At 36.7% G+C, this 16,585-nt stretch carries 18 protein-coding genes; 11 read left to right on the top strand and 7 right to left on the bottom strand.

Annotation, left to right across the window (positions count from 1 at the left end; translation table 11 throughout):
* The first annotated feature begins 116 nt into the window (after positions 1-116).
* Together rsgA and ACTJJF_RS06915 are read left to right on the top strand one after the other, a co-directional pair.
* Positions 117-1,043, top strand: coding sequence for a ribosome small subunit-dependent GTPase A (rsgA, locus tag ACTJJF_RS06920; protein ID WP_312301354.1), 927 nt, complete (start codon positions 117-119; stop codon positions 1,041-1,043).
* Between the two features lie 711 nt (positions 1,044-1,754).
* The gene (locus ACTJJF_RS06915) at positions 1,755-2,171 is read left to right on the top strand and encodes a nucleoside-diphosphate kinase (protein WP_034722935.1); all 417 of its coding nucleotides are present in this window, start codon (positions 1,755-1,757) and stop codon (positions 2,169-2,171) included.
* A gap of 73 nt (positions 2,172-2,244) precedes the next feature.
* On the opposite strand, the gene ACTJJF_RS06910 is transcribed toward ACTJJF_RS06915, so the two are convergent.
* A complete protein-coding gene (locus ACTJJF_RS06910; RefSeq protein WP_440699148.1) occupies positions 2,245-4,089 on the bottom strand; it encodes an alpha-L-fucosidase in 1,845 nt (614 codons plus the stop codon).
* Between the two features lie 110 nt (positions 4,090-4,199).
* Here ACTJJF_RS06910 and chrA point away from each other — a divergent pair, with 110 nt between their 5' ends.
* From chrA to chrI, 3 genes are read left to right on the top strand one after another with little or no spacing between them, the layout of a single operon-like run.
* Positions 4,200-4,421 carry an MNIO class RiPP chryseobasin precursor ChrA gene (chrA, locus tag ACTJJF_RS06905; RefSeq protein WP_440699147.1) on the top strand — a complete coding sequence of 74 codons (222 nt, stop codon included), beginning with the start codon at positions 4,200-4,202 and terminating at the stop codon, positions 4,419-4,421.
* A 2-nt stretch (positions 4,422-4,423) separates the two neighbouring features.
* Positions 4,424-5,521, top strand: coding sequence for an MNIO family chryseobactin maturase (gene chrH, locus ACTJJF_RS06900; RefSeq protein ID WP_440699146.1), 1,098 nt, complete (start codon positions 4,424-4,426; stop codon positions 5,519-5,521).
* A 36-nt stretch (positions 5,522-5,557) separates the two neighbouring features.
* On the top strand, positions 5,558-6,040 hold the full coding sequence (gene chrI / locus ACTJJF_RS06895) for a chryseobasin maturation helper ChrI (RefSeq protein ID WP_440699145.1): 483 nt from the start codon (positions 5,558-5,560) through the stop codon (positions 6,038-6,040).
* 288 nt (positions 6,041-6,328) lie between these two features.
* On the opposite strand, the gene rpe is transcribed toward chrI, so the two are convergent.
* Both rpe and chrP read right to left on the bottom strand, forming a co-directional pair.
* Entirely contained in the window at positions 6,329-6,979 is a 651-nt protein-coding gene (rpe, locus tag ACTJJF_RS06890) for a ribulose-phosphate 3-epimerase (RefSeq protein WP_065397539.1), read from the bottom strand.
* 337 nt (positions 6,980-7,316) lie between these two features.
* Complete coding sequence (gene chrP / locus ACTJJF_RS06885) at positions 7,317-8,390, bottom strand: chryseobasin maturation metalloprotease ChrP (RefSeq protein ID WP_440699144.1); 1,074 nt, start codon at positions 8,388-8,390, stop codon at positions 7,317-7,319.
* A gap of 51 nt (positions 8,391-8,441) precedes the next feature.
* Between chrP and ACTJJF_RS06880 the strand changes: the two genes are divergently transcribed.
* Complete coding sequence (locus ACTJJF_RS06880; protein WP_312301372.1) at positions 8,442-9,146, top strand: DUF4294 domain-containing protein; 705 nt, start codon at positions 8,442-8,444, stop codon at positions 9,144-9,146.
* A gap of 25 nt (positions 9,147-9,171) precedes the next feature.
* Here the strand turns inward: ACTJJF_RS06880 and ACTJJF_RS06875 are convergent, their stop codons facing one another.
* Positions 9,172-9,588 (bottom strand): NUDIX hydrolase, encoded by a 417-nt coding sequence (locus ACTJJF_RS06875; protein ID WP_312301374.1) that lies wholly within the window; start codon positions 9,586-9,588, stop codon positions 9,172-9,174.
* Positions 9,589-9,650: 62 nt separating this feature from the next.
* Positions 9,651-10,325: a tRNA (5-methylaminomethyl-2-thiouridine)(34)-methyltransferase MnmD gene (gene mnmD / locus ACTJJF_RS06870; RefSeq protein WP_440699143.1), complete on the bottom strand. Its 675-nt coding sequence runs from the start codon at positions 10,323-10,325 to the stop codon at positions 9,651-9,653.
* 85 nt (positions 10,326-10,410) lie between these two features.
* Between mnmD and ACTJJF_RS06865 the strand changes: the two genes are divergently transcribed.
* The 4 genes from ACTJJF_RS06865 to ACTJJF_RS06850 all read left to right on the top strand — a co-directional run bounded on the left by ACTJJF_RS06865 (position 10,411) and on the right by ACTJJF_RS06850 (position 13,691).
* Positions 10,411-11,481, top strand: a complete 1,071-nt coding sequence (locus tag ACTJJF_RS06865; protein ID WP_440699142.1) for a branched-chain amino acid aminotransferase — start codon at positions 10,411-10,413, stop codon at positions 11,479-11,481.
* Between the two features lie 219 nt (positions 11,482-11,700).
* Positions 11,701-12,213: an FKBP-type peptidyl-prolyl cis-trans isomerase gene (locus ACTJJF_RS06860; RefSeq protein WP_312301380.1), complete on the top strand. Its 513-nt coding sequence runs from the start codon at positions 11,701-11,703 to the stop codon at positions 12,211-12,213.
* 81 nt (positions 12,214-12,294) lie between these two features.
* A complete protein-coding gene (locus ACTJJF_RS06855) occupies positions 12,295-13,332 on the top strand; it encodes a peptidylprolyl isomerase (RefSeq protein WP_312301765.1) in 1,038 nt (345 codons plus the stop codon).
* Positions 13,333-13,469: 137 nt separating this feature from the next.
* Positions 13,470-13,691: a hypothetical protein gene (locus ACTJJF_RS06850; RefSeq protein WP_312301381.1), complete on the top strand. Its 222-nt coding sequence runs from the start codon at positions 13,470-13,472 to the stop codon at positions 13,689-13,691.
* A 74-nt stretch (positions 13,692-13,765) separates the two neighbouring features.
* On the opposite strand, the gene ACTJJF_RS06845 is transcribed toward ACTJJF_RS06850, so the two are convergent.
* Positions 13,766-14,011, bottom strand: coding sequence for a hypothetical protein (locus tag ACTJJF_RS06845; protein WP_312301386.1), 246 nt, complete (start codon positions 14,009-14,011; stop codon positions 13,766-13,768).
* 591 nt (positions 14,012-14,602) lie between these two features.
* On the opposite strand from ACTJJF_RS06845, the gene ACTJJF_RS06840 reads away from it, so the two are divergent.
* Positions 14,603-15,148, top strand: coding sequence for a hypothetical protein (locus ACTJJF_RS06840; protein ID WP_440699141.1), 546 nt, complete (start codon positions 14,603-14,605; stop codon positions 15,146-15,148).
* A 76-nt stretch (positions 15,149-15,224) separates the two neighbouring features.
* On the opposite strand, the gene ACTJJF_RS06835 is transcribed toward ACTJJF_RS06840, so the two are convergent.
* Positions 15,225-16,583, bottom strand: coding sequence for a M28 family peptidase (locus tag ACTJJF_RS06835; protein ID WP_440699140.1), 1,359 nt, complete (start codon positions 16,581-16,583; stop codon positions 15,225-15,227).
* Positions 16,584-16,585 lie beyond the last annotated feature (2 nt).

The following is a 16,585-nucleotide window of genomic DNA, read 5'->3' as shown; positions in this document are numbered from 1 at the left end:
TTCTGGAGCCTATAAAATCAGGGCTTAGGTATCGGGATTAAAAAGCTGAAATATTTGTTTAGCCCTAATTTCCGAATCCTAAGCCCTAATTTCTTATATTTGCACCAGTATTATCTATGAAAGGAAAAATCATTAAATCTACGGGCAGTTGGTATCAGGTTTTGGAATTGGAAACCAATAAGATTTTCGAGGCCAGAATCAGAGGAAAATTTAAATTAATTAAAACCAGACTTACCAATCCGCTTGCTGTAGGTGATTTTGTTGAGTTCCAGCTGGAACAGGATGATATTGCATGGATTACCAAAATAGAACCACGCACCAATTACCTGATCCGTAAATCTGTCAACCTTTCAAAAGAAGCCCATATTATTGCTTCCAATATTGATCTTGCCTGTTTTATTTTTACCTTAAAACATCCTGAAACTTCACTGGGATTCCTTGATAGATTTCTGGCATGTTGTGAAGCCTATAATATCACACCATTGATCCTTTTTAACAAAATTGATGTTTTACACGAAGAAGAAATCGAAATTGTAAAGGATATTGAGTTCCTGTATCAGGAGATTGGATATGATACTCTGGAAATATCGTCTTATTCGAAGTTGAATCTTGATCAGCTTCAGGACCTGCTTAAAGATAAAACTTCTGTATTTTTCGGGCACTCCGGTTGTGGAAAATCTACATTGGTGAATGCATTGCAGCCAGGGCTAAACCTTAAAACTTCAGAAATTTCCGATACCCATTTAAAAGGAAAACATACTACAACCTTTGCTCAGATGCATTTCTGGGACTTTGGCGGAAACGTGATCGATACTCCGGGAGTTCGTGAATTCGCTATGATTGATATTGAAAAAGAAGAAGTACAGCATTATTTCCCCGAAATTTTCAAAAAGAGGGAAGAATGTAAATTTCACAACTGCCTTCATGTCAATGAGCCGAAATGTGCAGTAATAGCATCCCTGGAAACCGGCGAGATCCAGCATTCCCGTTATGCCACTTATATCAAGCTTATGGATGAAGCGGAAGAAGCTTCTCAGAAATAATCAGACAGCTTAAAAAAACTGTAAAGTACTGAATTCTTGTAAAAAAATAAGCAGATTTAAATTTTTTGTGACTTTATGTCACTCGGACAAAATGTACATATTATCTGCCATTTAATCAAGTGTCATATTTTCTTATATAAAAAATCGATTCTGGAAGGCTTTTTCGGAATATACTTTTCCTATTTTATCTCTTTAATTGTTGTTCCTGGGTTAATCTGAATATATTATTCCGTTAGTGTATTTGAAAATGTATAAAAATGATCTATTTCTCTTTTTTGATGAAAAATATTTTGCATTTTTAAATAAGTCTTCTTTTCTGATTCATTTTTTCTGACAATAACTCTACTTTTTTCAGATTTATGCGTACTATCAAAATAAGAATGTCATAAAAAATGGTATACTGATGTTTGTTTCATTGATTGAGATAGAAGCAATAACGTAACAATAAGGTTTTAGAATGTTTTTTATGTTACAGTATTGTTAATAAACCTTGTTATTTTTTGGAAATAAAAAACCCAGCCGAAGCTGGGTAAAAACTAATAACCATGAAAACTCAAATTAAACATGAGAATCGCAATAGAATAAACAATTACTGTGCCAAAGTTTGGTTCATAATTTCTTAATAAAAGTTATTTTTATGTTAAAAAAAAATTAAAATAAAAATAAAAGATATTTTTTGTAATTTTGCCGCATTAAAAAAATTATACATTTATGTCTAACATTACATTCACTATGATTAAGCCTGATGCAGTAGCAGACGGACATATCGGTGCAATATTGGGTAAGATCGCTGAAGGAGGTTTTAAAATCAAAGCTTTAAAACTAACTCAGCTTACAGTTGCTGATGCAAAAAAATTCTATGAAGTACACGCTGAAAGACCATTTTATGGAGAATTGGTAGAATTCATGAGCTCAGGTCCTATCGTTGCTGCTGTTCTAGAAAAAGACAACGCAGTAGAGGACTTCAGAACATTGATCGGTTCTACTAACCCCGCTGAAGCTGCTGAAGGTACTATCAGAAAAATGTTTGCAAGAAGCATCGGTGAAAATGCAGTTCACGGTTCAGATTCTGACGAGAATGCATTGATCGAAGCTCAGTTCCATTTTTCAGGGAGAGAGATTTTCTAAAAAAATCATCTTACAAAATAAAAATCCGGGGATAATTCTCCGGATTTTGTTTTATATCAATAAGGCTGAATGTTTAAAGATTATTCTCAACAGCGCCTACCTTTTCTGTATAGAGTTCAAGTGGCTTGGTAAGAAGAACAGCAATGACCGTCATATTTTTATCAAGTCTTTCTTGGGGAATATCAACGTAAACACTGCCGGGTCTCGGGCTCCAGTAAAGCTTATTATAGATTTGGTGAGAAAGTAAAGTTCCTTCACCTACAACTCTTATCCTTGCAATTTCATTTTTTATTCCTTTCAGGGCAATGGGTCCTGTAGGGATTCCTTCTACAAAAAGATAAAGGGTTTGTTTATCCTTTGATAAAGCACTCATTCCCGGATAATGCCCTTCAGGTAATCCTTTTTCCGTTTCAAAAAAAGCCTCTGCATGTTTGCTGATCCAGTTAAAAGTTTCTGTATTCGCCTTGGAGGTTTTACCGATATTCATTTGAAGGCCGTCAATAGTAAGACCTTGTTGAGTCAGCAGGTTCTTGCCATGATATAAAGTATTCGCTAAATCATAAGCTGCCAGTTGGGAATTCTTGTTTTCCACTATTTCTTTAAGCGGATGTTCTTTCTCCTGAAAATCTTTCAGAAATACAGGCTGGGTATTAAAAATAAGCTCTGCCACGGTAACATCTTTGTCAAATTTTACCTTTGACAGATCCAATGTCAGGGTGTTGTCCTGATAATCCATATTGACCGGTGACTGATCATCTCCGACAATTTTTACGGCTTCCGGCTTGGTTGCCAATCCATGAATTTTAGTGAAGTTTTTTACCTCTTCAAGATAAAGAAACAGAGATTTTTTTGATGCGGATACGGTAGATTTTCCTTTATAGTTTTCAAAGGGAATTCCACGGTCTGTTTCATAGATGGCTTTTTTATATTTGGAGGTCCATCGGCCAAGATCTTTCAGTATTTCAACCTGCTTTTCAGGAATGCTTCCATCTGCCTTCGGTCCGATATCAAGTAGCAGATTTCCTCCCATACTCATCACATCCGTTAATGTCCGGATGATCATATTGGAACTTTTATAATTATTGTCATGAGGCTGATATCCCCATGAATCATTCATGGTATAGCAAAGTTCCCAGTACGGAGTTTGGGGTGCTGTTACAGGAATACCCTGTTCCGGAGTGTCGTAATCTCCATGCTTGTCAAGCCTTGAGTTGACAATGATTTCAGGGTTGGACTTTTTTAAAAGATCTAAAGTCTGGGCGGCTTTCCATTCTTCAGAGGTGTGCTCCCAATCTCCATCAAACCAGAAAAGATCAGGATGATACCGGGAAGAAAGTTCAGTAAGCTGCATTTGATAATATCTGATAAAATTCTGCCATCGTTTCGGATCATTTTTGATATCATATCGTTTTTGGGCACGGGTATAAATATCATAAGAGGAGTGGCTCCAGTCAGGCAGTGAAAAATAAAGACCTGTTTTCAGTCCTGAATTTTTAAGACTGTTAATGAAAGGACTTAATACATCTTTTTTTGCTGAAGAATTTCGGGGAATGGTAATTGCACTTTCTGCATTCGAGTTCCATAATGAAACTCCGTCATGGTGTTTCGTGGTAATTACTGCATATTGTGCTCCTGATTCTTTTATCAGATTCACCCATTGGTCCGGCTGATATTTTGAAGCTGAAAACCCGTTCAGCTGTTTCATGTAGTTTTCATGATTAATATAATTGTTGTAGAAAGACCATGATTCAGAAATTCCGTTGACAGAATAAATTCCCCAGTGAATAAAAATACCCAGTTTGGCATTTTTGAACCATTCCATTTTTTTGTTACTCTCAACAGATTGAGCTTTTGTAGCAATACTGCTGACTGATAAAGCTAAGCCAAGGAAAACTGCTTGAAACAGCCTGTTTTTCATTTTTTAATTTTAATGCTAAATATAAATAAATTCTTCAAGAATAAATTATTGTATTTTTAGATCTGAAAATAAATGGAACGTTTATTGTAAATTTTACTTAAAAAGAAGTTATGAAAATTCCAGCATTATTAATGGCGAGTTTAGTGGCGGTAGGAGTGTCTGCACAGACTACAAAACCTGCAGCCAAATCTAAGAAGCCGGTAAAGAAAGTAAAAAAGGTTGTGGCTACGGATACTACAGAAAAGCCAAAACCGGGAAAACCTAAACCTATTGTGAAAAAAGATACACTTGTACTTGGAGAACACGGCTGCCCAGCCTGTGGAATGGGATAAAAATGAAAAAGCCACTCTTAGGATTAGCAATGATGCCCGAAGCAGATTTTGTTTCTGCTATTTTACCCTTACTGCAGAATAATTCTGTGGAAGTAATGGAGTGGTCATTTGATACTTTTTATGAGGCAAAAGAACCGGAGTGGCTGGATGAATTGCTTAATTTTTATTCAGAAAACCAAAGATTGATCGGTCATGGGGTTTACTACTCACTGTTTGATGCCCTATGGACTGAAAGACAGGAGAACTGGCTGAAAAAATTAAAAGAAGAAGTCCGTAAAAGAAAATACAACCATATCACGGAACATTTCGGTTTTATGAATACCGAAAATTTTCATCAGGGAGTTCCTTTGCCGGTTCCCCTGCATTCTAAAACATTAAAGATAGGAAAAGACAGGCTGTACAGGCTTCAGGATGCTGTTGGCCTTCCTGTGGGAATAGAAAATCTGGCCTTTTCATTTTCTATAGAGGATGTAAAAGAGCAGGGTGTATTTCTTGATAAACTTATAGAAGACGTCAATGGCTTTCTGATTCTGGATCTTCATAATATATATTGTCAGGCCTGTAATTTTGAAATGGAAATGGATGAGCTTATCCTTTTATATCCGTTGGATAAAATAAAGGAAATTCATCTCTCCGGAGGAAGCTGGCAGGAGAGTGTGTATGCCAAAAAGAGGATTCGCAGAGATACCCACGATGATCTTATTCCTGAAGAAATTCTTGCTGTTTTGCCATCTGTGCTTGGCCAATGTAACAATCTTGAATATATAATTATTGAAAGACTGGGGCATACGATAAAAACGGATCAGGAAAAGATATCTTTCTTAGATGATTTTGCCAGGATCAGAAGGATAATCGATGATTCGGAAATTAAAAAAGGAAAGAAAAACAGATGGATCCGGAAAGAAATTGAGTTTTCAAATATTCCTGTTGAAGATGATGCTCTGCATGAAGAACAGTCCAGGTTGACAAAACTTCTTTTCGATAGTTCCGGAGCAGAAATGATCAAAGAACAGAGATTTCATTATTTTAAAACAGAAAACTGGGATCCGGATATGATTCTTGCAGCTCATAATATCATTAAAAAATGGAATCCCTATTAATCTCTCACTAATAATCACAAACCAAATTATATGAAAATGATAACTTTAGTTCTAATCATTACTGCCGTCCTTACTGCTCTGATAGGAGGGCTTTTTTATGCTTACTCATGCTCTGTGGTTCTGGGACTCGGAAAACTGTCCGATGCAGAATATCTGAAGGCAATGCAGCATATCAACCGGGAAATTCTTAATCCTGTTTTTTTCCTGAGCTTTATGGGAACAGCAATCCTTCTTCCGGTATCCGCTTTTTTATTTCGGGCTCAACCTCCTTTTATCTTTCTTTTGCTTGCAGCATTGGCTTATTTGATAGGTGTTTTTGGAGTTACTGTGGCAGGAAATGTTCCGATGAATGATATGCTGGATCAGTTTGATATTTCCGGAGCAACCACAGATGCCATCAAACAGATGCGTGACAATTTTGAAAGCAGATGGAATTTTCTTAATAATATACGGACTGTTTTTTCAGTCATCAGTATTATTCTGGTAGTCTGTGCCTGTATCTGGAATAAGGATATCTAAAAAATCAAAGAAATATAGGTAGAAATACTTAGAGTTAAATTCAGTATTTCTACGGATGTGTGGTATGTTTTTTATTCGGACATTTGGTATAGATAGCTGCACGAATTTATACTTTAATAATTGTGAAAAAAAATTAATAACCACGACTACTCAAACTCAAACAGAAAGACAGCCGGCCGGCTGTCTTTTTTATTTGTATTAAAAGGTAATGACCTTTAAATGGGTAGCAGTACAATAAGAAAGGCAGCTCCCGTGAGCTGCCTTTTACACTATATTGATTTTATTGTATTAAATCTTTAAAAGCTCAATAGTTCTTTCCGGACTTTCTGCAGAAAATACAGCATTTCCGGCTACTAAAACATCTGCTCCGGCTTCAAAAAGCTTTGAAGCATTGTCAAGATTTACTCCTCCGTCCACTTCAATAAGGGCTGTAGAGTTATTGCTTAAAATAAGATCTTTCGTTTCAGCAATCTTCTTGTAAGTGTTTTCGATGAATTTTTGCCCTCCGAATCCAGGGTTTACACTCATCAACAATACAAGGTCCACATCAGCAATGATATCTTCCAGCATAAGAACAGGAGTGGAAGGGTTAAGAACAACACCAGCCTTAGCTCCTTTGCTCTGGATGTGGTGAATGGTTCTGTGAAGATGGGTACATGCTTCGTAATGTACAGATACAAGATCAGCCCCATGATTGATAAATTCATCAACATATTTTTCAGGCTCAACGATCATCAGGTGAACATCCACGAATTTTTTAGCATGTTGCTGAACGGTCTTCATCACTGGAAAACCAAATGAAATGTTAGGTACAAATCTCCCGTCCATAACATCAATATGGAACCAGTCGGCCTGAGATCTGTTCAGCATTTCAATATCTCTTTGCAGATTCCCGAAGTCTGCAGATAAAAGGGATGGAGCAATAAGCTTCGTTTTCATTTTTACTTTTTATACTTTTACTTAGATTTCTATCTTTTAAAATGGATTATCAACCAGAATGTGATACAGGAAAATACTTCCGAATATCACTGCTTCTACGATGGTCAATTTGATATGATTAACTTTAATCACCAGCAATCTGTCAATTATCAATAATCCTAAAGGCACAAAACTGACAAAAAATAACATTTCCAGGATCATGTTGTATGCCGATCCCACTTTGGGTGGATCAAACAATTTATACACAGTTAAAAAAGCTATATAAACAAAAAACAGAGCAGTTAAAACTGATATAAAGGTTGGCTTACGGATTAAATGATAAAAAAACTTTTCCATTTTAATGATACTTCAGCTTCATTTCCGGCTTGATCTTCAGTATAGTTTCGTAGATCAGTTTGATGACGTTTCCTACATCTTCTTTAGATACCATTTCCACTGTTGTATGCATATAGCGCAAAGGTAAGGAAATTAAAGCACTTGGCACTCCTCCATTCGAATGAGCGAAAGCATCGGTGTCGGTTCCAGTAGCTCTGCTTGCCGCCGCTCTCTGGTAGGGAATCTTTTTGGTTTTTGCCGTGTCAATGATCAGTTCACGGATGGTATGATGAACACTTGGAGCAAAGAATACAACAGGTCCGGCACCACATTTCTGATCACCTTCTTTTTTCTTCTCGATCATCGGTGTGGTCGTATCATGGGTAACATCCGTTACGATTGCAATATTAGGCTTGATGGTATCAGCAATCATATCAGCGCCGTACAAACCAACTTCTTCCTGTACGGAATTGGTAATATAAAGCCCGAAAGGAATTGATTTCTTATTCTCTTTTAAAAGTCTTGCCACTTCAGCAATCATAAAACCTCCGATTCTGTTATCCAGTGCTCTGCAGACAAAGTATCTGTCATTCATTTCAAAGAATTCATCAGGATAAGTAATCATGCATCCCACGAAAATTCCCAGTTCTTCCACTTCTTTTTTGGAAGTTGCCCCGCAGTCGATAAAAATGTTCTCAATTTTAGGGGTAGGTTCATTCTGATTCGTTCTGGTATGGATTGCAGGCCATCCGAATACTCCTTTTACAATCCCGTTTTCTCCATGAATATGTACCACTTTTGAAGGAGCAATGGTCTGATCTGATCCTCCATTTCTGATCACGTAGATCAGGCCGTCATCCGTAATATAATTAACATACCATGAAATTTCATCAGCATGAGCTTCAATCACTACTTTGAATTCGGCTTCAGGGTTAATGATTCCGTAGCATGTTCCGTAATGGTCCACTTCAATTTTATCCACATAGGGTCTGATGTAATCCATCCATACTTCCTGTCCCTTATGTTCGTAACCTGTTGGCGATGATATGTTTAGATATTTTTCTAAAAATTTCAAAGATTTCTTTTCAAATTTCATAAAAAGGAATGATTTTTGCGTTTAATTTTTGTTCTTATAAGTGTAAAAATAATGAATTTTAGTAAGATTATCTGTCTTTTTATTTTCTTTTTTGGAGTCAGTGTTTTCGGTCAGAAGGATGGTATTGTAGCAAAACCACTCAATCAGTACCCGCCTGAATCCCTGAAAGTAGATGAATTCGGAAATAAATATTATTACGATGAGCAGCAAAAGATCAAGGTTTACGAAATCAATGGCGAGCCTGTAGTAGTACTGGATGAGTTGGTTTTGGTGAATAAGCCGAGATTTAATAACCAATTGGACAGGAATTACTATTATTTCCTGAACAAAAAGCTCTACAGGGTCTATCCACTATTCGTAACTGCATTGCAGCAGTACAGGGATATCCAGAAAGACATGAATGATATGGATAATAAGGCCAAAAGAAAATTTGTAAGAGAAAGACAGAATATGCTTGCCGACCAGTATGAAAAACAGCTAAGAGATCTTACCACTACTGAAGGACAGGTTTTCGCAAAGCTGATGAACAGAGCTACAGGTAAAAACGTCTATGAGATCATCAAAGAAATGAGAGGCGGGTGGAGTGCCTTCTGGTGGAATGTAAAAGGTAAAATGGCTGATATTGATCTTAAAGAGCGATATGATCCACATAAAAACAGAACTGATGAATTTGTGGAATCACTGCTTCAGTCTAACTGGAATTCCGGATATCTGCAGCCTTATCCTGGCGCCAATGATTTTAAAGTAAAGAAATAAGATATAAAAAATACCTGTAAGATGCTTACAGGTATTTTTCTTTTAATTTATCAAATACAATTTTGTCTACAGGAAGGGGAAAGGGATTGTCCGGTCTGTCAATTTCAATCCATTCTGTTTTTTCAATGCAGGGATCCAGGATCAGAAAATCTTCTTCATTGGTGATATTCACAATATAATAGATGGTAAGAAGCTGTTCGTTTTCTCTGAAGCGGGATACCAGAAAGTTTTCCTGGGTATAAAAATGTTCTACTACATCCACTTTTACATTAAGTTCTTCATCAAATTCACGGTGCAGACATTCCAGGACACCTTCACCATACTCCAGACCGCCTCCCGGAAATTTCATTAAAGGTTCACCGGCATATTCCTCAAATAAGGTCAGTACTTTTTTATCTTTTACCGCACAGGCATACACTCTAATGTTGATCTTGTCTATCATATATATAATGTATAATATTTTGTATAGCTAAGGTAAGCAATTTTTGCTATCGGTTTTCTGTTCTACATTTTAATTGCATTGATCATCTCTCTTTTTCCCGGTGGCCCCTGCTTTTTCTCTACCTGAAAGTTAAGTTCCTGGAGAATCCTTCTTACACTTCCTTTGGAAGAGTAGGTGGTTAATAATCCGTTAATAGCCATTTTGTCAGATACAAGCTCAAATAAGGGTTTTTCCCAAAGATCAGGCTGTACTCTGGCCCCGAAACAGTCGAAGTAAACAAGGTTGATTTCCGGTAAATCAATGTTCTTTAGGTCAAAAAAGTCACATTCTATCTTTTTTAAGTTGAATCCACTAATAATTTCAACTGACTTTTCCCAATCTGCCAGATGAATTTTCTGATAAATATTTTTGAACTCAGGGTTATCAAAAAGCTCAAAATATGCCAAATCGTTCACTTCAGATTCATTTATGGGGTATTTTTCGAGTGAAAAATAATTGATGACATGATTTTTGTCAGTTTTTAAATATTCATTAATTGTCACCAAAACATTCAAACCTGTTCCAAAACCGAGTTCTAAAATATTAATTTCGCAATCATTTATTAAATTCAGTCCATTTTTGATAAACACGTGTTCGGCTTCCTGAAGTGCCCCGTGATGAGAATGGTAGTTTTCATTTAATTCATTGATAAACAATGTTTTACTTCCGTCGTTTGTGGTCTTAATTTCTCTTTTCAAGCTAATTTTTTGTCAAATTTACTCTAAAATTTTTATATTTAGAAAATTATGTTAAATTTGTAGAACATCGTAAAAATTTTAAAAAATGATAATTCAAAAAACTGAAAACTCCAGAATTTCTACATTCGACCCGAACAATTTTTCATTTGGTGGTACTTTCATTGATCATATGATTATATGTGAGTACGAAAACGGAAAATGGGGTGATGTAAAATTAGTTCCTTACGGTCCGATACCATTTACACCTGCTATGATGGGAGTAAACTATGGACAAGCTTGTTTTGAAGGTATGAAAGCCTATAAAGACAAAGACGGGCAGGTTTTCCTTTTCAGGCCTGAAAAGAATTTTGAACGTATCAACAAGTCAGCGAAGCGTCTTGCTATGCCTGAGGTGACTGAGGAAATGTTTTTAGACGGATTAAAAGCATTGGTAGATATTGATAGAGAATGGATTCCGCAAGGAGAGGGAATGTCATTATATATCAGACCATTGATTTTTGCTACGGAAGAAGCTTTGAAAGCAAGAGTAGCTAATAAATATATGTTTGCTATCGTTGCAACACCGGCGAAAAGCTACTATTCAGAGCCGGTTTCTGTTAAAATTTCTGACCACTATTCAAGAGCTGCCAACGGAGGGGTAGGTTCTGCTAAAGCGGCTGGAAACTATGCAGCTTCTTTCTATCCTACACAACTGGCTATCGAAGAAGGGTATGAGCAGATTATCTGGACTGATGATGCTACCCACGAATATTTTGAAGAAAGTGGTACTATGAACGTATTTGTAAGAATCAACGATACGATCTATACACCGCCAACTTCTGAAAAAATCCTTGACGGGGTAACAAGAGACAGCTTCATTCAACTGGCTAAGAAAAGAGGAATTGAAGTGAAAATAGAGCCTATCGCAGTAAAAACAGTGATCGAAGCTTTAAAAGCAGGTTCTCTTAAGGAAGTATGGGGAGTAGGAACTGCAGTGGTAACCACTCAATTCCAGGCTTTAGGATATCAGGGTGAGAAATTGGAACTTCCAAGATTATCTGATGAAGAAAGCTATGCAGCCATCCTTAAAAAAGACCTTGTAGACCTGCAAAACAACCTTTCTGAAGATCCTTTCGGATGGAGAGTTGTTGTAGATCATGCATTTGAAACAGTTTAATAGTATTTAAATACACTATAACAAAGCCGGGAATTTTTCCGGCTTTTTGCTGTCATACTCTTTCATGATCATTAAATTTTATGGAATATCTGCACTTAGATTTTAACCACGGATTATACAAATAAACCATAGATGCAAACACATGCTTTATATAATTTACATGAATGGTTTAAAAGCTTTTGTAATTGATTCACAAAATGTGTATTTTCGCAGAAGTTTATGAAAAAAATACTCTTCATTTCAGCCATAACCCTGTTGAGCTGTAACAGAAATGCACAGCCGGCACATCCTCCTGTAGGCGGTGTTCTGAGCCAGAAAGATCTGGATATTTCTAAAAACAGGATGAAAAATCTGAACAGCCTGGAAAGAAGCCAGATTCAGGATTGGATCAATGGCCAGTCTGTGAAGTATTATCCTACGCAGCTGAATTACTGGGTGACGGCAGAAGGCTATGATAAAAGAGAAAGAAGACCGGATGACAGCCGGATTTCCTATTCTTACGAGCTGTACGATTTTGATCAGACTAAAATCTACGATCAGGCTTTTGAAAGAAGAGATGCCAGATTTGGCCATTTTGATGAACTGAAAGCGGTGGAGAATGCTTTGCGTTTTATACATGATGGAGAGGAAGTAACGCTTTTGGTACCGTCTTCTTTGGCTTACGGAACTTTCGGAGACGAAAAGAAAATAGATAACGATATCCCATTAATCATAAAATTAAAAGCTTTATAATACATGAAATTGTTTAACAAGAATATAATTCTGGCAGCGGCAAGTATTTCGCTGATGAGTTGTACCCCAATTTATAAAAAAATGAACGTAGACAAAGAAACTTACGAAGGTCTTAATGACGGACTTTATGCCAATCTTCAAACCACAAAAGGTAACATGATTGTGAAGTTTGAGGACAAGAAAGCACCAGTAACTGTAGCCAACTTTATCGGTCTTGCAGAAGGAAAAATCGATAACAAAGCTAAGGCTAAGGGAGTTCCTTACTATGACGGAACTATTTTCCACAGAGTGATCAAAGATTTCATGATTCAGGGAGGTGATCCTCAGGGAACAGGAATGGGAGATCCTGGATATAAATTTGAAGATGAAAGAAATGACCTTAAACACACTGGGAAAGGTATTCTTTCTATGGCAAACTCAGGACCTAATTCAAACGGTTCTCAGTTCTTCATCACTGAAGTGGCTACTCCTTGGTTAGACGGAAGACATACGATCTTCGGAAAGGTAGTAAAAGGAAATGATGTTATTGATGCTATTGCTAATGTTGAAAAAGGGGCTCAGGATAAGCCTAAAACAGATATCGTTTTAGAAAAAGTTTCTGTTTTCAGCAAAGGTGACGAGTACAAAAACTACGATGCTGCCAAAACTTTCAACGAAGGAAAAGCTAAAATCGCAGAAAACAATAAAGCTTTCATTGCTAAAGAAGAAGCTGAAAAGAAGAAAAAAGAAGAAGAATTCAAAGCAAACCAGGAGAAATTGGTTGAAAACCTAAAAGCTGGTATGCAAAAAACAGAATCAGGTCTTTACTATAAAATCACAAAAACTGCTGACGGTAAAGCTCCGAAAGCGGGTGACAATGTATCTGTACACTATGCAGGTAAATTGGTAGACGGAACTGAGTTTGATTCTTCATTCAAAAGAAATGAGCCGATCGAAATTCCAATCGGAATGGGAAGAGTGATCAAAGGATGGGATGAAGGTATCCTGTTATTGAAGGAAGGAGAAACTGCTACATTATTGATCCCGCCGGCAATGGCTTACGGAGAAAGAGGAGCAGGAGGGGTGATCCCGCCAAACTCATGGTTGATTTTCGATGTTGAGCTTGTAAAAGTAAAATAATTGAATCTTTTTAAGATATCAAAACCGTTCCGGAAGGAGCGGTTTTTTTGTGGATAAAAGTCCCGTAGAAATACGGATGTTGTATACATGTAAATTATTTCTATCTTTATCCGTCACCTATAAAACAAAATAAGAATATGTTTGATCTGAATTACGATGTAATAAAGCAGGAAATAGAAGCAGAAACGTGCAAAGAACACAATCTGCATCCGGAATTTGTAAAAACAGATGATGGATTTGGAATAAAAGCATGTTGTGAGCCTTTCCATAAAGAATTAGTAGCAAAATCTGAAAAAATGGTCGAAGAGCAGACTACTCAATTTCTTGAGAAAATGATGAAGGATATTTTTAAGGAATAAAGTAGCCGGGTTTCTATAAAAAAACCGCCCTTTCAATAAAAGAGCGGTTTTTCAGTAAAAGAAAGATTAAAAAGTTATATGTTTCTGCCTGATCTCTTCTTCATTCCTGTTCCGGCCAGGGAACTGATGAATACAAGGCCAAAGCCGATATAAGCAGCAAATGCTGTCAGATATATAATTAAGCTGTTTAAGCTTGGATTTGTGGTGTATACCAATACGGAAAAGGCGGCAAAACTCAATACCAAAAGCAGGCTCCAGATATGCATTTTTGCAGCATCTTCATTTCTCTTAAAAATCATTTCAAAAAAGGCTCTCATCATTACTAACATTTTAAGGGTTATACAATTAATTATTATAAAGGCATACGCATCACGGTAAAAAGAATGGCATATTCTTTTACTGGGCTAAGGTTCACGATGACTTTGCCATTTATTTATATCATAATACCGGGCTTAGAGTCCGGGATATATTTCAATTTTGAATCAAAAGATTCAGGGTTTTATTAATGATACCAGTCAGATACGGGGCGCAAAACTGCTGTGAAAAATCAACGGAGGTTAATCAATCACGTTCCCGTATCTTTTACGGCATCGTAGAAAAAAAAGGATTCATATACATCAATATGAACTTGAATCAGTGGAAAACTGAAAATCCACAGAAAACCTTTTTTCTCATCCTTAGTGCTTTTTTTAATTTTTTCTCAATACTGTACATGCTAATATCATGCCAAAGTGAGTATTTCACTATTAACGCTTTTGTTGTGAAGGTTGTATAAGGTTGGTTTTCAATGATTTTTGATTATTGTTTCCTTAAACAAAGAAAAAGACTTATTTTTAAATGAATTATATATCATGTAGAAATATATATATATTTAGATTGGTTTTTTAAAAAAGAAAAATAAATATTTCATTGTGATCAGAGAAGATCTAAGTAAAAACATTCAAAATTCTGTTGACAACCTTTTGCGATTGGCAAAAATGTCTTGCCGGAATATTATTTCCGATAATATCTTTTTTATCATATCCGATTTTAATGAATATAAAGGAGAGAATAACACAGAGCCAATAGAGTTGAGAAGCAGAATTAATAATTCAAAAACTTTACTTGATCTGAATTCTGCAATAGAGATTTTAAATAAGGACTACCATGACCTTTATGATGTTAATTTATATATTTTCAGATCATTTAAGAGAAGAACGATCATAGAGATTCAATTTTATCGTAAATCTAATTTTGATGCTGACTATTTTGCCTTAATAAAAGATAATTATCCGATGTTTCATTCTAAAATTTCAATACCGATTTATGCATTAGAGGGTGGCAAATTTGATGTGAACTGGGAGTCGGATGGAGGGTGGCACCATGCATGGAAGAGTTTTTTATTTAAAACTTTTATATACAAACGAAAAGTCAGGGGGAAATTAAAGAGTAATTCAGGTTTGGGCCGAAGCCGTTAGATGATTCTGATTAAAAAAGCCCATAAAAATTCTGATTTTCAAAATTTCTATGGACTGTTTATCTGGTCGGTTTATTTTACCAGTTTTTATCAATCATATAAATAATCTGCGTCATTGCGGTAGCTCCCAATAAAAGCTCTCTCCGGTTGACTTTATCAAAAGTATCTTCTTCTGTATGATGGATATCAAAATAACGTTGTGAATCCGGCATCAGTTCAGCCGCAGGAACTCCCATATCATGAAGCGGGTAAAGATCTGTCCCGGAGAACTGTTCCTCAAAGTTATACACTCCGTACGGAAGGAATAGTTTCGACCAGCCTTGAATCTGTTTTCTCTTTGTCTCATCCATATCTAGGGCAATTCCTCTTGGAGCAAAGCCTCCTGCATCGGATTCTATGGCAAAAAGATGCTTTTCATTCTTTTCTTTAGCTATCTTACCATATTGAATGCCTCCCTTTACGCCGTTTTCTTCGTTGGCGAAACAAACGACTCTGATAGTATGGTTATTCGGGATTCCCAGCTTTTTAAAAGTTCTAAGGACCTCGATGCTTTGTACAATTCCGGCTCCATCATCATGGGCGCCTTCACCTACATCCCAGGAGTCGAGATGTCCGCCTACAACGATGACACTCTGGTCTTTTTTACCGGTGATTTCACCGATCACGGAATGGGAGAGTTTTTCACCTTTCATCCCACAGTTGGAGTTGAGCTTTGCAGTGATCTTCTGGTTCTTTAATAATGCTTCCAGTTCGTCTGCTGTGGTACTGCCGATCGCTACGGCAGGTATTTTTGAAACATTGTTTTCGTAGCGCATTGCTCCGGTGTGGGGAACATCGTCAAAAGCTGAAGAAAGTGAGTGGATGATAGCAAATTTACCTCCTTTTTTGGCAGTTAAAGAAGCGGCAGTTGTTCTGTATTTGGCAGCATCACCATACCCTTTGAATGTTTCTATAAACGATTGGCTGAAAGGGTAGTTGAAGAACAGAATTTTATCTTTAACCTTATCAGCAGGAAGTTTGTCATATTCCTCCATAGATTTGACCATAATGATCTCTCCTGAAACATCTTTTCCGCCGGTACCTTCAGAATTTCCTAAAGAAAGCATTTTAAGACTTTTCCAGCTTCCGTTGGAGGTTTTGATGTGCAGCGATTCCTTGCCTCTTTCCCAAACGGGGATCATGACTTCCTGAAGCCATACTTTATCGGCTCCGGCGTCACGGAGTTTCTGCTCAGCCCATTTTACAGACTTTTCGTAAGCTTCTGATCCGCTCAGGCGGTGGCCGATGGTTTTTGTGAGCTCTCTCAGCTCAGTGTATCCTTTTCCGTTATTTAAAATTTCATTGGAGATTTTTTTAAATTGAACGGAGTCTTCTTTAGACTGGCCGAATGCAGCCATTCCGATAAGCAATAATGAGGTTCCTAATATCTTTTTCATTG

Source organism: Chryseobacterium sp. 22458 (genome assembly GCF_052044975.1).
GTDB lineage: Bacteria > Bacteroidota > Bacteroidia > Flavobacteriales > Weeksellaceae > Chryseobacterium.
Note: the sequence above shows the minus strand (reverse complement) of the source record. Positions and strands in the feature narration are given on the sequence as shown.

Excerpts from the sequence above, each read along its gene's own strand:
- rsgA (WP_312301354.1), top strand. The coding sequence starts at position 117 with ATGAAAGGAAAAATCATTAAATCTACGGGCAGTTGGTATCAGGTTTTG.
- ACTJJF_RS06915 (WP_034722935.1), top strand. The coding sequence starts at position 1,755 with ATGTCTAACATTACATTCACTATGATTAAGCCTGATGCAGTAGCAGAC.
- ACTJJF_RS06910 (WP_440699148.1), bottom strand. The coding sequence starts at position 4,089 with ATGAAAAACAGGCTGTTTCAAGCAGTTTTCCTTGGCTTAGCTTTATCA.
- chrA (WP_440699147.1), top strand. The coding sequence starts at position 4,200 with ATGAAAATTCCAGCATTATTAATGGCGAGTTTAGTGGCGGTAGGAGTG.
- chrH (WP_440699146.1), top strand. The coding sequence starts at position 4,424 with ATGAAAAAGCCACTCTTAGGATTAGCAATGATGCCCGAAGCAGATTTT.
- chrI (WP_440699145.1), top strand. The coding sequence starts at position 5,558 with ATGATAACTTTAGTTCTAATCATTACTGCCGTCCTTACTGCTCTGATA.
- rpe (WP_065397539.1), bottom strand. The coding sequence starts at position 6,979 with ATGAAAACGAAGCTTATTGCTCCATCCCTTTTATCTGCAGACTTCGGG.
- chrP (WP_440699144.1), bottom strand. The coding sequence starts at position 8,390 with ATGAAATTTGAAAAGAAATCTTTGAAATTTTTAGAAAAATATCTAAAC.
- ACTJJF_RS06880 (WP_312301372.1), top strand. The coding sequence starts at position 8,442 with ATGAATTTTAGTAAGATTATCTGTCTTTTTATTTTCTTTTTTGGAGTC.
- ACTJJF_RS06875 (WP_312301374.1), bottom strand. The coding sequence starts at position 9,588 with ATGATAGACAAGATCAACATTAGAGTGTATGCCTGTGCGGTAAAAGAT.
- ACTJJF_RS06865 (WP_440699142.1), top strand. The coding sequence starts at position 10,411 with ATGATAATTCAAAAAACTGAAAACTCCAGAATTTCTACATTCGACCCG.
- ACTJJF_RS06860 (WP_312301380.1), top strand. The coding sequence starts at position 11,701 with ATGAAAAAAATACTCTTCATTTCAGCCATAACCCTGTTGAGCTGTAAC.
- ACTJJF_RS06855 (WP_312301765.1), top strand. The coding sequence starts at position 12,295 with ATGAACGTAGACAAAGAAACTTACGAAGGTCTTAATGACGGACTTTAT.
- ACTJJF_RS06850 (WP_312301381.1), top strand. The coding sequence starts at position 13,470 with ATGTTTGATCTGAATTACGATGTAATAAAGCAGGAAATAGAAGCAGAA.
- ACTJJF_RS06845 (WP_312301386.1), bottom strand. The coding sequence starts at position 14,011 with ATGATGAGAGCCTTTTTTGAAATGATTTTTAAGAGAAATGAAGATGCT.
- ACTJJF_RS06835 (WP_440699140.1), bottom strand. The coding sequence starts at position 16,583 with ATGAAAAAGATATTAGGAACCTCATTATTGCTTATCGGAATGGCTGCA.